At 54.1% G+C, this 13,889-nt stretch carries 9 protein-coding genes; 5 read left to right on the top strand and 4 right to left on the bottom strand.

The window, feature by feature from the left end:
* On the bottom strand, positions 1–2,470 hold a 2,470-nt coding region (locus ACP5OT_RS15395), incomplete at its 3' end, for an HYR domain-containing protein (RefSeq protein ID WP_428132625.1).
* A 204-nt stretch (positions 2,471–2,674) separates the two neighbouring features.
* Positions 2,675–4,693, bottom strand: a complete 2,019-nt coding sequence (gene tkt / locus ACP5OT_RS15390; protein ID WP_424675167.1) for a transketolase — start codon at positions 4,691–4,693, stop codon at positions 2,675–2,677.
* Between the two features lie 248 nt (positions 4,694–4,941).
* Between tkt and ACP5OT_RS15385 the strand changes: the two genes are divergently transcribed.
* The 3 genes from ACP5OT_RS15385 (at position 4,942) to hisF (ending at position 7,427) form a co-directional block, all read left to right on the top strand.
* Positions 4,942–5,439, top strand: coding sequence for a hypothetical protein (locus ACP5OT_RS15385; protein WP_424675168.1), 498 nt, complete (start codon positions 4,942–4,944; stop codon positions 5,437–5,439).
* Positions 5,440–5,762: 323 nt separating this feature from the next.
* Positions 5,763–6,548 carry a hypothetical protein gene (locus ACP5OT_RS15380; protein WP_428132622.1) on the top strand — a complete coding sequence of 262 codons (786 nt, stop codon included), beginning with the start codon at positions 5,763–5,765 and terminating at the stop codon, positions 6,546–6,548.
* Positions 6,549–6,611: 63 nt separating this feature from the next.
* Positions 6,612–7,427 (top strand): imidazole glycerol phosphate synthase subunit HisF, encoded by an 816-nt coding sequence (gene hisF, locus ACP5OT_RS15375; protein ID WP_424675170.1) that lies wholly within the window; start codon positions 6,612–6,614, stop codon positions 7,425–7,427.
* Between the two features lie 114 nt (positions 7,428–7,541).
* Here hisF and ACP5OT_RS15370 read toward each other — a convergent pair whose 3' ends face one another.
* Both ACP5OT_RS15370 and recJ read right to left on the bottom strand, forming a co-directional pair.
* Entirely contained in the window at positions 7,542–7,664 is a 123-nt protein-coding gene (locus ACP5OT_RS15370; protein ID WP_424675171.1) for a hypothetical protein, read from the bottom strand.
* 140 nt (positions 7,665–7,804) lie between these two features.
* Positions 7,805–9,517: a single-stranded-DNA-specific exonuclease RecJ gene (gene recJ, locus ACP5OT_RS15365; protein ID WP_424675172.1), complete on the bottom strand. Its 1,713-nt coding sequence runs from the start codon at positions 9,515–9,517 to the stop codon at positions 7,805–7,807.
* Positions 9,518–9,693: 176 nt separating this feature from the next.
* On the opposite strand from recJ, the gene ACP5OT_RS15360 reads away from it, so the two are divergent.
* Both ACP5OT_RS15360 and ACP5OT_RS15355 read left to right on the top strand, forming a co-directional pair.
* Positions 9,694–10,746, top strand: a complete 1,053-nt coding sequence (locus tag ACP5OT_RS15360; protein ID WP_428132620.1) for a polyamine ABC transporter substrate-binding protein — start codon at positions 9,694–9,696, stop codon at positions 10,744–10,746.
* Positions 10,743–13,862 (top strand): response regulator, encoded by a 3,120-nt coding sequence (locus ACP5OT_RS15355; protein ID WP_428132618.1) that lies wholly within the window; start codon positions 10,743–10,745, stop codon positions 13,860–13,862. The genes ACP5OT_RS15360 and ACP5OT_RS15355 overlap by 4 nt, the downstream gene beginning before the upstream one ends.
* Positions 13,863–13,889: the final 27 nt, after the last annotated feature.

Genomic DNA, 13,889 nt, shown 5'->3' with positions numbered 1-13,889 from the left:
CAGCGACCGCCCCGCTGACTGCATCAACGGCGGTGGCGGTGAAGGTGACCGGCACTCCGGCCGGGCCGGTGGCTTCGCGCGTCAGGTTTGGCGGCAGCGTCAGAGTGGGCGCGGTCGTGTCGCCGACGGTGACCGGAAAGCTACCGGAAGCGGTGTTGCCGGCGGCATCGGTAGCCGTACAGGTGACGGTGGTGGTGCCGAGGGGGAAGGTGCTGCCGCTGGCCGGCGTGCAGGTGACAGCGACCGCCCCGCTGACTGCATCAACGGCGGTGGCGGTGAAGGTGACCGGCACTCCGGCCGGGCCGGTGGCTTCGATGGTAGTAGCATCAGGAAGATTCAGAACGGGTGCAGTTGTATCAATAGTGAAAAAGAGCGACACGTCACTACCTAGGGGAATACCGCCCACGCTCGTCAAGGTAGCACAGGCCAACAAGCTATATTGGCCATCGGGTAACGGTTGAGCGGTCGTGGTAACAATAGTCGTCGCACCATCAACACGAACACCGGCCAGCAAATTAGGATTAGCGGCATCGCATGTGGTAGCAGCACCACTGAAAAGGCGATAATTGGCCGAATCGTTGCCGTTACGCAACAGCTCGGCAAACGTGAGACGTAACTCGTTGACTGTACCGCTGATCAGGTCACCATCGTTGAGAACGCTTGCAGCCGAACCATCACTCCATGCTGCACTCTGCACCGTTGGAGGAACGAAACTAAGCCGTCGTCCAAAAATCTCGAATTGACGGTTAGCGGGTACACCGTTGAGATAACTGCTCCACACCGTCATAAAACGACCGGTACCGGTGGCTACAAGGCGTGGCGCGACACGATGCCAATTCACCGGGTTATACAACGTTGAAGGAGGGGTTTCGGCCTCACCGTTCGGTAGCGGGCGAGCTAATCCGCTTGAACTAGCTTGAAACGCAGATGGTGCAAGCACTGGTGTGCTACCAATCAAGAAATTACCACCGCCAACCGGTGTGAGCGGCGTACTACCATCGGTATCGGCGTTGAAGCGTTGACCGTAAATCTCGAATCGATCATTAACGGTAGGATCGCTGCGCCACACGACGAGCCACTCTCGCTGATACGGGTCGTAGGCGAGATCGACATCGAGACCCTTGAAACGGTTATCAGTACCGTTGGAACTAAAACTGACCCGCTGGTTACTCACGCTTGTACCGAAACCGGTCGGTTGCCGTAAACTGACATATACCTCTTCAAACCCGTTCGTATTATCACCAAACCAAGCAACTAGATACTGATTACGGTCGGGATTGTGGGCAACCGCCGGGCGGTAGGCATCGCAGCTTGCATCCGCACAACCGTTGTTTTCACCAACGAAGCTGATACGGTGATCGTCGCGATAATTCGATCCAATACCTGGTAAAAGATGGGCTTGTGTGCCATCAGCGGCCAATATCTGCCCATAAATTTCAAACTCACCGTCTTCCACCCCGATCGCGTTATTATCTGCCGACCAGACCACGAACCATTGGTTATCGACGCTGTTGTAAGCAATCGCCGGTGTAACTGCATCGTAGTCGGGCCGCGTAGCGGGATTGCTCACATCGAAACCGGCACGGCTGACGAGAAAATCATTAGGTCCGATCTGCCCAATGAAGCGACGGGTAGGATGCGGATCGAGTGAAAAGCGCTGACAACGGATCTCAAACTCGCCACCCTGTTCGGCAAAACTCTGGCTCAGAAAACCATTCGCCCGATCATCAGACCAACAAATCAGAAACTCACCGTTCTGCGAATTGTAAGCCACTGACGGCGAGAAAGCATCCCAATCTGGTGTTCGCCCCGCGAAATTGGTGCGGTAGAACAGAACATTAATCTCAGAGATGCGGTCATCCTGGGGATTACCACACGTATCGCGAATCAGCAGATCGCCGTCAGCCGCTACCACCTGCACATATATCTCGAAAGCACCGGCAGCACGATAGCCAGCACGACCGGCGCTAGGATTAGCACAGTCGATCAGCGGATTCGTATTATCGGCAGTCCATGCAACGAGAAAGACATTATCACGCGCACTGTAGCTCACCACCGGGCTGTAAGCATCAAACGGATCGTTCGCAAGATCGTTCCCGTTGCGGCTAATCCGAAATGCCGTTCCACTCACTTCGGCGCCAGGAGCTGATGGTGGAAGCAAAACGCCGGTCACAGCATCAACAAACTGACCATAAATCTCGAATTCGTTTGTCCCACCACCGGCCCGTGGACGGACGAATACAACCAGATACTGGTTGGTAATCGGATTGTAGGCTACATCCGGCTCAAATGCATCTAAGGTCGGTGCAGCGAAGCTGATACGTTCATCGCTATCGCCGATCACACTGTTGAGCGTAATCTTCACCGCGGTATCCGGCGAAACGATTGAGCGCGCATGTACCGTCAGCGGATGATCTCCAATAATCCAAGTAATAACCAGCATGACTACAAGTGGCTGCCACCAACGCATACTTTCTCCTCATGATGCAACTGAGCAAGACAAACGCAGAGAATGATTGTGGGATGGGGAAGTGCTTACACTCTAAGGTAACAAGCGAGTATGTAGTGCTGGTGAATAGAAGCAACAAAGAGTAATGACAAAACCGTTATCAACAGAAACGGGCAGCCACGAAGGGCTGCCCAAGCTCATCACATCACAGATCAAGCGGAAGTTTCAGGATTGGTGATGGCGTGATAACTGTGATTTTACCGTTGCCACAATCTGCTCGACGGTAAAGCCAAACTCAGTGTAGATACGCTGGAATGGTGCAGAGGCGCCGAAGCGATCAACTCCAATAATCGCACCCTCACAACCAACGTAGCGCTCCCAACCCAGCGACCGTCCCGCTTCAACCGCAACACGGGCCTTGACGGAAGGTGGCAGTACGCGATCGCGATAGGCGTGGTCTTGCCGATCGAACAACTCACGGCATGGCATACTGACCACCTGTACGGCGATACCCTCGGTCGCCAATTGATCGGCCGCTGCCAACGCCAGCGCCACTTCCGAACCGGTAGCAATGATGATCGCTTGCACCGGATCGGCAGCGCGTAAGACATAGCCGCCATACAACACACCATCGGCTGCCCCTAACTGGCTGCGGTCAAGCGTTGGTACATTCTGGCGTGACAGAATAATTGCCGTTGGACCATCAGTGCGGGTCAGCGCCAAGCGCCATGCCATCGCTACTTCGTTGGCATCACCCGGTCGCACCACAAGTAGGTTGGGAATAGCTCGCAACGCTACCAGATGTTCAATCGGCTGATGGGTGGGACCATCTTCACCAACACCGATGCTATCGTGGGTGAGGACGTAGATGACGCGCAGCTTCATCAGGGCTGCGAGCCGGATGGCGGGTCGCATATAATCGCTGAAAACGAGGAAGGTACCACCGTAGGGAATAATGCCACCGTGCAACGCCATACCGTTGAGGATCGCGCCCATTGCATGCTCACGCACACCGAAATGAAGGTTGCGCGCATTGAAATTATCACCGCTGATCGAGCCTAGCCCTTCCAGATAGGTAAAATCCGAGGTGTGTAGATCGGCTGAGCCGCCGAGCAAACCGGGTATAACCGGCACAAGAGCTTGCAGAACAGCACCCGACGCTACGCGCGTCCCCTTCGCCTTCGGGTCGGGCGGAAAGATCGGCAAGGCTGTTTCCCAACCGGTTGGCAACCCACCCGATTGCAACAAATCCCATTCGAGGGCCAGATCGGGATAGGCGGCTCGGTACCGTTTCAGCATCGCCTCCCATTCGCGTTGGCGCACCTCGCCAATCTCAACGGCCAATTGCATGTGGTCATAGACTTCATCAGGCACGTAGAACGGTGGTTCGGTCGGCCACCCTAATGCCTCTTTGGTCAAGCGCACCCCCTCTGCACCGAGTGGCTCACCATGGGCCTTATGGCTACCGGCACGCGGACTACCGTAACCGATCACGGTGCGGGTGATGATCAGCGATGGACGTTCGCTATCGGCAATGGCTTCGGCAAGTGCTAGGGCAACGGCGGCCATATTGTGGCCATCGGCGTAGAGGACTTGCCAGCCATAAGCGGCAAAGCGTTCGGCCACGTTTTCACTCCACGCTAAGTTGGTCGGTCCGACGAGCGAAATACCGTTGCTATCGTAAAGCACGATCAACTTACCCAAGCGAAGGTGACCGGCCAAGCTAGCTGCCTCGTGAGAAATCCCTTCCATCAAATCACCATCGCTGGCAATAACGTAGGTATAGTGATCGACGATGGGAAAGCCGACGCGGTTAAATTTCGTTGCCAGCCAGCGCTCGGCAATCGCCATCCCAACAGCAGTGGCGATGCCTTGTCCCAATGGGCCGGTCGTCATCTCAACACCCGGTGTTTCGTGATATTCGGGATGACCGGGAGTACGGCTTCCCCATTGCCGAAACCGTTTCAATTCATCAAGCGGCAGATCGTAGCCGGTGAGGTGTAAGAGAGCATAGAGTAACATCGAGCCATGACCGGCGGAGAGCACGAAGCGGTCACGGTTGGGCCAGTGAGGGTCGGAAGGGTTGTGCTTGAGAAAGCGCGTCCAGAGCACGTAAGCCGCATCGGCCATACCGAGCGGTAGACCGGGATGACCACTATTGGCTTGCTGAACGGCATCAATTGCCAAGGCGCGGATGGCGTTGGCACACAACTGGTCGATTGTAGAAGTTGCAGGTGCATCCATGTGGCAATGTCTCCTCTCTGAGTACCGGCGACAAGGACGGTACACGCGGCAAGATGCTCTTCTCATCATACCACCTCGCGCCGCGTATCGGTTACGTCGCTTTGAATCGAGTGCGGCGACCAACGAGTATGCCGTGAGATCAACCGACAACTGCGAATGTGATTGCCGGCATCCCACCTGAGCTTACTCCCTACAAACCGATCAAGATTTGTTATGATGTGATCGGAACCGTTATGAAGAGAGGCGTTATGTCTGATCTATTAGAACTCGAGACCGATCCGGCGATTGAGGGCTTATGGATAGCAATAGAGACAGCGCGTGCCCAGAGTTACCCTCTCACCGGCGCAGCTTTCCGTATGCTCCGGCCACCGCGTGATACGAACGAAGCGCTCGATGCTGCTGCGCGCGCGCTAGACTTTCAACCACTTGGGCCGCACTGGATCGAAGTGCCGCGGCGGATTGCGTCCAAGATTTTGACACACATCATTGCTCACGATCTCGCCTATCCTGATGAGATCGTTCCGGTCGCCCAAGCGAAGGAGTTGGCCGAACGGGTATTGGCGCTCGTTGGGCCACAAGCGCGCTATTTTACCAACGGTGCAATTAGCGGTGATTTTGCCATTTACGATGTGCGAGGCCAAGAAGTTGTCGGTTGGCGTTCACTTAGCGACGCACCGTTCGATCACGGTCTATTTGCGCTCAACGAGCGGCGGGTGGTCGTTTTGTGGGCTGAAGATGCACCGTAAGGAGCAGTAACGTTCGCACGGAAACCATCCTTTTGGTCGGGACCATGTGCTCGGCAATACATGCAGCATTATTTGTAAAACCCGACATTTGTATTGATCCATACCGGCTCATCGGTTTTTCGTGACTACGTTGATTCGGATGCGCATGTTTTTTCAGGAGTAGCCAGCTCGCCTTTTCCGCGAAATAGCAGTACAATACTTCATAATTAGTCTCGCTTGCATGGCAGTAGATCGCTGAGAGGTCAGTTATAGCGGCATGGTTTGACAATCCATCCGATGCGTATCTGAGCGTAATAGATTCCATTTTTTATTGAGTTACGATGATGCAACGCGAATCGTTTTTATCTTTGGCGAGTATTACCGCACCGTTTCGTGTATTCTGGGCCGCAGTGCGCGATTTGTTTGATGAGTTTTTGTTGCTGACATTTGCCAATATCATTTGGGCTGCCCTGAGCATTCCCCTCTTCAGCATTGCTTACGTGGCTATGGTGAGCAATGCCGCCGTGCCGGCGGCGGCAGCGGCATTGGCCGGCGTGATCCCGGCGGCGCCGGCGTTTGCCGGCTTGTATGTACTGAGTAAGCGAATTAGTGAAGGACGTGCCAGTAAACTGAGCGACTTTTTTGCCGGGATGTGGGCTTACGCCGGGATGGCGTGGCGCTTGTATGGAATCTGGATGGCCGGTTTTGTGTTGATTCTCTGGAATCTCGCCTTCTACGCCGGGGTGCCCGGTCTCTTGGGTGGAGTGCTGATCGGCTTTTTTCTGTATCTGCTTATGCTCTGGTCGGCGCTGATTATCTACGCTTTTCCGCTGATGGTGCTTCAAGAGCGGCCTTCCCTCCGTCAGATTGGGCGTAATGCGCTGATTCTCGTTATGAGTCGGCCTGTCTATACCCTCATCACAATGCTACTGATGGGATTTGTTTTGATGGTGAGCAGTGTGGTGTTGGTTGTTCCCTTCTTGTTGTTTGCCGTCGCTTTACTGGCATTGTGGGGTGTTCGTGCTACTCAATACTTGCTCGACGAAGCGCAAGAACAACAGGCCGCCACATCTGAGTCGGCGCCACCCGTTGAAGAGCGGGGCCGACGTGGGCAGGTACGCCCAAAATAGGCGTGTCGGTGATGCAGCGTGGTGAAATTGCTGTTTGAGCATGTGAAATACGAAAGCTGAGCTATGTTAACACGACGAATAATTCCATGTCTTGATGTGAAGGCCGGACGGGTGGTGAAAGGGGTGAAATTCCTCAACCATCGTGACGCCGGCGATCCCGTTGCATTGGCTGCTGCATACAATGCCGCCGGTGCCGATGAATTAGTGTTTTATGACATTACGGCCTCAAGCGATGAGCGAGCAATCATGGTCGAGGTCGTAGAACGAACCGCCGCCGAGGTATTTATCCCTCTGACCGTGGGTGGTGGGTTGCGTAGTGTTGAGGATATGTACCGCATGCTTCGGGCCGGCGCCGATAAAGTCAGCCTCAATACGGCGGCAGTCTACAACCCGCACCTGATTGCGGAAGGCGCCCGGCGGTTTGGTAGTCAGTGTATCGTGCTATCGGTGGATGCCAAACGGGTTAACGCACCAGGTGAACCACCGCGCTGGGAGGTGTTTACCCATACCGGTGCTAACCCACGACCGACGGGACTTGATGCTATTGCGTGGATCAAGCGTGGGATCGATCTCGGTGCGGGCGAAATCTGCATCAACAGCATGGATGCCGATGGTGCGCGGACCGGTTACGATCTTGAGCTACTGCAAGCGATTACTGCTATTTCGCCTGTGCCGGTGATCGCATCGGGTGGTGCGGGTTCGCCCGCTGATATGTACCGTGGCATCGTTGAAGGTGGCGCCGATGCAGTGCTGGCGGCATCGATCTTTCACTTTGGTGACTATTCCATCGCCGATGTCAAACGTTATCTGGCTGAACGCGGTGTACCGGTACGGCAGACGTTCGGATCTGAAGTGGACACTTCTAAAAGCAGTGCTTGAACGCTGCGCTATGCCAGATGATCGCCATCTGCGCTTCGTAAATGGCCATTCTCATCAAAGTGCAGGAGCCAATTCGGGTGGGTGCCGACCATCCACTCGACCTTACCGTCGATGTTACTTATCCGGTTGCTCGTGACCGGAGATACAGGCATAGACGACGGTTCTACACGCTGCATCGGTTTGCGTGCGAATCTGCTCGAACATACGCTGACCTCCTGCGGTACGTTCATCAGGCATGAACCGCTGCTTACTCCCAATGCCGCATGGTTGGTACCGAGCCACTCAGGGCGGCAGCACAGACATAACGCTTCGTCAGATGTATGCACCATAACGACGAGCAGTACAAGCCCTGGAGCCGTACCGGTGAGGGAAAACGCTTACCCTCCTTGCCCTGCCCGCCGAAAATCACGTACTAACAGACGCATCCGGCGCTGACCGTTCCATTCATCGACCGCGAGTTGGTAGGCAAGGTCGACGATGGGATGACGCTGGAGGGCAGCAGCGAAGTGACCGAAGTTAAACCCAATCGCTTCATAGACGTTAGTACCGGCGCGTACTCGCATACGCAGATGATCGCCGGTAGTGGTTGTCTGCGGATCGATCACCGTCACGTTAGGAGCCATAAACATCGGTGTTGGATTGCAATGCCCGAACGGTTCGAGTTGTTGGATAGCGTGGTAGACATCCCACGACAGCTCATCGAGGGGTAATTTCGCGTCGATCAGTAACCTTGGCGTTAGAAGTTCTTCTTTCAGATACTGTTTCCCTAGCGCCAACAGGCGTTGTTCGAACACCGGAATGTTGGCGGTATGGATGGTAAAGCCGGCTGCGGCTGTATGTCCCCCGTAGCGAACGAAGAGGTCGGCACACTGATCGAGCAGCTCGATGATATTGACACCGGGGATCGACCGTGCCGATCCGCGTGACGTTTCGTTACCTTGTTCGATGACAACTACCGGGCGATGGTAACGTTCGACTAACCGTGCAGCGACCAAACCAAGGAGACCGGCGTTGAAGTTCGGGTTGGTCAGCACGATCAAGGGCTGATCAGCCCGACCACTTGTATTGACTAATTCTTCGGCTATTGTCTGTAACTGACGGGTGATGCTCTGTCGCTCACGGTTGGTAGCATGCAAGTCGGCAGCAATCGCATCGGCGGTGGCCTGATCGTCGGCGAGTAGCAATTCATAGGCGCGGCGGGCATCGTCGAGCCGACCGGCAGCATTGAGGCGAGGAGCCAGACTAAAGGTAACACCTCCGCTATCGACGGCACCCGGCGTCAGACCGGCGACCGTGATCAATGAGCGCACGCCGGGTCGGTTCGTCTCGTTCAGCGCAAGTAAGCCTGCCCGTACCAATACCCGATTCTCGTCAACGAGCGGCCCCATGTCGGCTATTGTTCCCAATGCAACCAAATCGAGCAAATCACGCCCACGCAAGTGAGCCGGACGTTTTCCGTAACGAGCCAGTGCCTGCACCAATTTGAACGCAATGCCGACACCTACCAGCCCTTTGAAGGGATACGCGCAATCAGGTTGTTTGGGATTGATGACGGCATAAGCCGATGGTAACTCATCTGGGGGGTGGTGATGGTCGGTTACGATCACATCCATCCCCAGTCGGTTGGCCTCAACGACTTCAGCCACATTCGAGATACCACAATCGACGGTAATGAGCAGGTGAACACCGTCGGCAGCCAACTGACCGATTGCTACATTGTTGAGACCATAACCTTCGCGGGCCCGGTGAGGAATGTATGGTCGGATCTTCCCTCCCATCGCTCGGATAGCCTGGATGAGCAGCGCAACCGCCGTGACTCCATCAACATCAAAGTCGCCGTAGACGGCCATGCGTTCACCGCGATCGATGGCGGTGGCGATCCGAGCTGCTGCTTCTGCCATACCACGCATGCGCAGTGGATCGTGCAATCCGGAGGTGTAATCGGCGGCCAGAAACGCATGCGCTGCTTCCGGTTCGTGAAGCCCGCGCTGGTATAGCAGGGTCGCGAGTACGGGATGAAGGTTTAGTTGGGCGATGAACGTGGCGGGAGCCGGTGGACGTACCTCCCAGCGCTGACGGCGAGCTGACATACACATCACTCCTGTGATAGGGGCAGGGTTGAGCAGGCGGCGTTTATTATACTCCGCTTTCATCCTGCCGCATATGGTAACGGCTGTTGCTCGGCATGATTCCATGGCCGGTAATAATGCCGTGCTATCATGAAAACCGTGGAGAAGGCCAAAATGTTACGCACAATATTTTATCAATGCGGTTACTTTGTAGTACCACCTGTTTGTTAATATGGCTGTTGGTCGGATGTACTGCCTCGCCACTCCCACCGACACCAATCCCACCATCGATCATTTTACGGGTTCTCAATCGAGTGACGTATATTGATCAACAATTGCTTGAACAGTTTACAGCCGAAACAAATATTACGATTGATTATCATACGTATAATAGTAGTGAAGAGGCGTACAGATTGCTCACAAACTCGTCCCAACCTTTCGATCTGATCGTGGTCAGCGATGTCTTAGTCGAACAGTTGCGCCATGAGGGGCAGTTGGCCGTTCTCGATCAACAACAACTCTCTTATGTAACTCATCTTGATCCGGTGTATCGTCGAACCTATCTCGATCCAGAGTATCGCTTTTGTGTTCCCTATCTATGGCGGGTTGCCGGGTTCGGCTATAAACTCACGAAAACCGGTCGCCCGATTACAAGTTGGGATGATGTTTTTGACCCTCATTACAATGAGAGATTGACTCTGCTCGATGATGCTCGCTCTACGCTTGGTATGGTCTTGATTAAGCTCGGCTACAGTCCTAATACCAGCGATCCGACGGCAATTGGGGCTGCCCGTGATTGGTTGCGTGAACGTGCTGAACGGATTACCGGTTTTGCGGCTGATAACGGTCAAGATTTACTCGCTAATGCGAGTACCGACATTGTCGTGGAATGGAGTGGTGACATCTTACAACGAGCCGCCACCGATCCGGATATTCAGTTTGAAATCCCTGCTGAAGGTTCACTCCTCGCGACCGATAGTATGTGTATCCCGATCGATGCGCGTCACCGGCCGGCTGCCGAGCAGTTCATGAACTTTATCTTAAAGCCTGAAAACAGTGCAATGTTGGCGAAAACCACCTATAGTAGCACGCCTAATCGGACTGCGTGGTCATGGCTCGATCCTGAGCTGCGAACCCTTATGCAGGAGTATCAATCGCTCGAAAACGAGGGTCGCCTGTTTCGCCTGGTTGATGTGCTACCATCGGTGCGTGAACTCTACCGAGGAGCCTGGCGTGAGGTACAACAATGACCGGATCGGTGCCACGCTTACATCGCCGGTTGTTCGTCGGTGTTATAAGCGCAGTGGCAGGACTGTTGATCGTATCAGTAGTTGGGGTATGGTGGCAAGCCTTCTGCTACCAACAAGCTAGTGAATATCGCCAACAGATTGCTCAGGCGCGTGAGGCGGTGTTTCGATTGGAAACGACCTTCTTGAACGCCCGTCAATTGGATCAGAAACTCATTGACATTGCTGTTCATAACCGCAGCGTAGACCCAGCGCTCATTGTCGAGTACACCGAGGCAATGCAGGTGGTACTTCAAGCACAGGCAACCTTGAAATCGTTGCGAACGGCTATAGCCGAGGTTGAGCCATGGATCGGCCAGATTGAGCGTCTGCTTATTCAATATCAAACAGCGGTCGGTCAGGTGATTGCACAAATAGAGCAACGCCAGCATGCTGACGGGATCGAGTCGGTATTGTTACATCATCGTCGTGCCCTTTGGTTGTTGCTTGCCCAGAATGGTAATGAACTGCACGAGTTGAATTTGCGGCTCGCCCTGGATGAACAAGCGTACTTTGCGACATTACGACAAGAATATGTGGATAATGTCCGGTTACGGCTGCGTCGACTGCGCATGCAATCTTCCCAACTATCGGCAAACAATCGTGAGGCGGTTCAGCGAGGAATTGCGGCGTATGAACAGACATTTTTGCGTCTCGTCGAGCTGAACCGTGAATTAGATCGTAGCGACCTTGTGCTGCACTATTGCACCACCGATATACGTGCGTCGATCCAGGGACTAACGCAAGCGATTGCGGTTGCTCAACAACGGGTCAACGAACAGTTAAACGTTGCTTTGCAGATCGGCTACGGATTGAGTGCTTTGCTGATAATCGGTAGCGTTGCCATCTTTATCGTCGCGGGTTGGTTTATTGATCGCTATTTCACGCAACCGTTGGTGACATTAACTCAGGCGGCACAGCGCGTCGCAAGTGGTTGGCGTGATACGACGATCCCTTTAGTTGGTACCGACGAGATTGGTACACAGGCGCGAGCCGTGTATCAATTGACGACAACCCTCAATCAGACGATTGTCGGTCTAGAGGAGCGCGTTGCGCAGCGAACAGCTCAACTCCAGGCTACACTGGCTGAAAAAGAGGCGTTGCTTACCCGTGAACTTCAGCGTAATCGCCGTGACCAAACCTTAGTCGACCTTAGTCTGGCTCTGAATAGTCAGTCTACCGAAACAGCCATCTATCGCTGTTTAGTTGATACGCTGGCAACTAACCAAGATATTGACGACCGGATCGGTGTCTATACGCACGATCCAACTAGCGGTTTATGGATACCACAGGTGACGAACAACTACCAGCATTACCCATGGTTACGACTAACTACACCGCCAACGCTCTTTCAGGCACAGAGTAGTCCGCTCTACATTCCCGATCTGAGCCAGCACGTAATCAGTACACTGCCGGAAGCCCAAGGTTCGGCAGTCGTGGCGGTGATTCAGGTTGACGATCAGCCCCATGCACTCCTTGTGATCTACCGTCCAACCGCCAACGCCTTTCGTGATGATGAGATTGCATATTTTGGGATTGCGGCCCGTTTTGTCGGTCAAGCAATCACACGGGTACGATTGGTCACCTCGTTGCGGCAGGCAAAAGAGGTTGCTGAAACCGTTAATCGTGAGCGAACCGTCTTTCTCGCTCGGTTTGATTACGATCTACGCAGCCCACTCAATACGATTATTATCGTGAGCGAAACGCTGCGCGATGTGCTGCGCGATCAGCCGGCTGTCGCCGAAGATGTCGGGAAGATTGCCCAAGCCGGTCGCCGATTATTAGCACGACTAAATGTCTTACTCGACAGCGCCAAAATCGAAGCCGGTATGTTGACGTTACAGCCAGAACCGTTTGCGCTCGATACGTTGCTCGATAATGTGGTTGATGAACTGATGCCTTTAGCGCAACACAATCAGAATCGCCTTGAACTGAAACGCCCTGATCATCTAGGTCTGATGGTTGCCGATCTGAACCGTTTGCGGCAGATCTTGATTCACCCCTTCCGCTTTATTGCGACGATGACGCAGCGTAGCGTGATCCATCTGCACGCTCGTAGGTATGGATCTGAACAGCGTGAGTGGTTTGAAGTGATACTCCGTGATAACTCGTTAATGTTGTCTCCTGAGCAGGTACAGATCCTCTTAACGCCATTTGTTATTCCACCGACCGACCTGTGTCATGGTGATGCATGTCACGGACTAGCGTTAAGTCGTCAGTTGTGTGAATTAATGGGTGGAACGTTAGTGATCCAACCGTTGGTGCCGGGCGGTACAATTATTACGATCCGTATTCCGATTGCCCGTTTGGATGCAGATGATGAGAACATCGTATTGCTCCATCACCGGTCTCCCACCGATATTGTGGTAGTTACCGTGTATGAAGCAAGTCTGTTGCAGGCGAGGCTGGAAGGGGTCGGTTGGCGGGTGCAGCGCGCCACCTCACTGGACGAGGCGATAAGTCAGTGCGCTGAACCACCAAAGGCTCTCCTTATCGATCTGCCGGTTGATCGGACGCCAACAGAAGTGGAAGTGACGGTACGTGCTGCCGGTTGGGAGGAAACTGCTATTGTATGGCTGAGTGCTGTCGATCTCGGTGATATTGGGGTGTTACGTGCGATATGGCCGGGTGATCCAGATGAGGTGGTTCGAGTTTTGCAGACGATAGTACCTCGTGTGCAATCCACCAATCTGACGGTACTGGTGATCGAGGATGAAGCGTCGACGCGATTGATGATTCGGCGTTTGTTGGAAAGCGACGGTTGGTCTGTGCTAGAAGCCGCTCGTGGTACCGAGGGTCGGCGTCTTTGGTATACAGCACGACCGCGATTAGTGATATTAGATCTGGTGTTACCCGATTGTGATGGTCTGACGATGTTACAGGAACTCCGTCAAGAGTTGAGCACGCCGGTGATCGTCATTACGACACGTATCCTCAGCCGCGAAGAATTGGAGATGTTGGATAAGCTGCACATTATTGTATTGCAAAAAGGTCGCTACCGACGGAGCGACCTTCTTACACTCGCGCGCAAGCTGACGAGCAGAACCGAGGATTGCCAAGGCAGGTGTGAAGGTGGATGAACAACTCACGCCATCTTGCGCGGAGCG

Source organism: Chloroflexus sp. (assembly GCF_049970315.1).
Classification (GTDB): Bacteria; Chloroflexota; Chloroflexia; order Chloroflexales; family Chloroflexaceae; genus Chloroflexus.
Note: the sequence above shows the minus strand (reverse complement) of the source record. Positions and strands in the feature narration are given on the sequence as shown.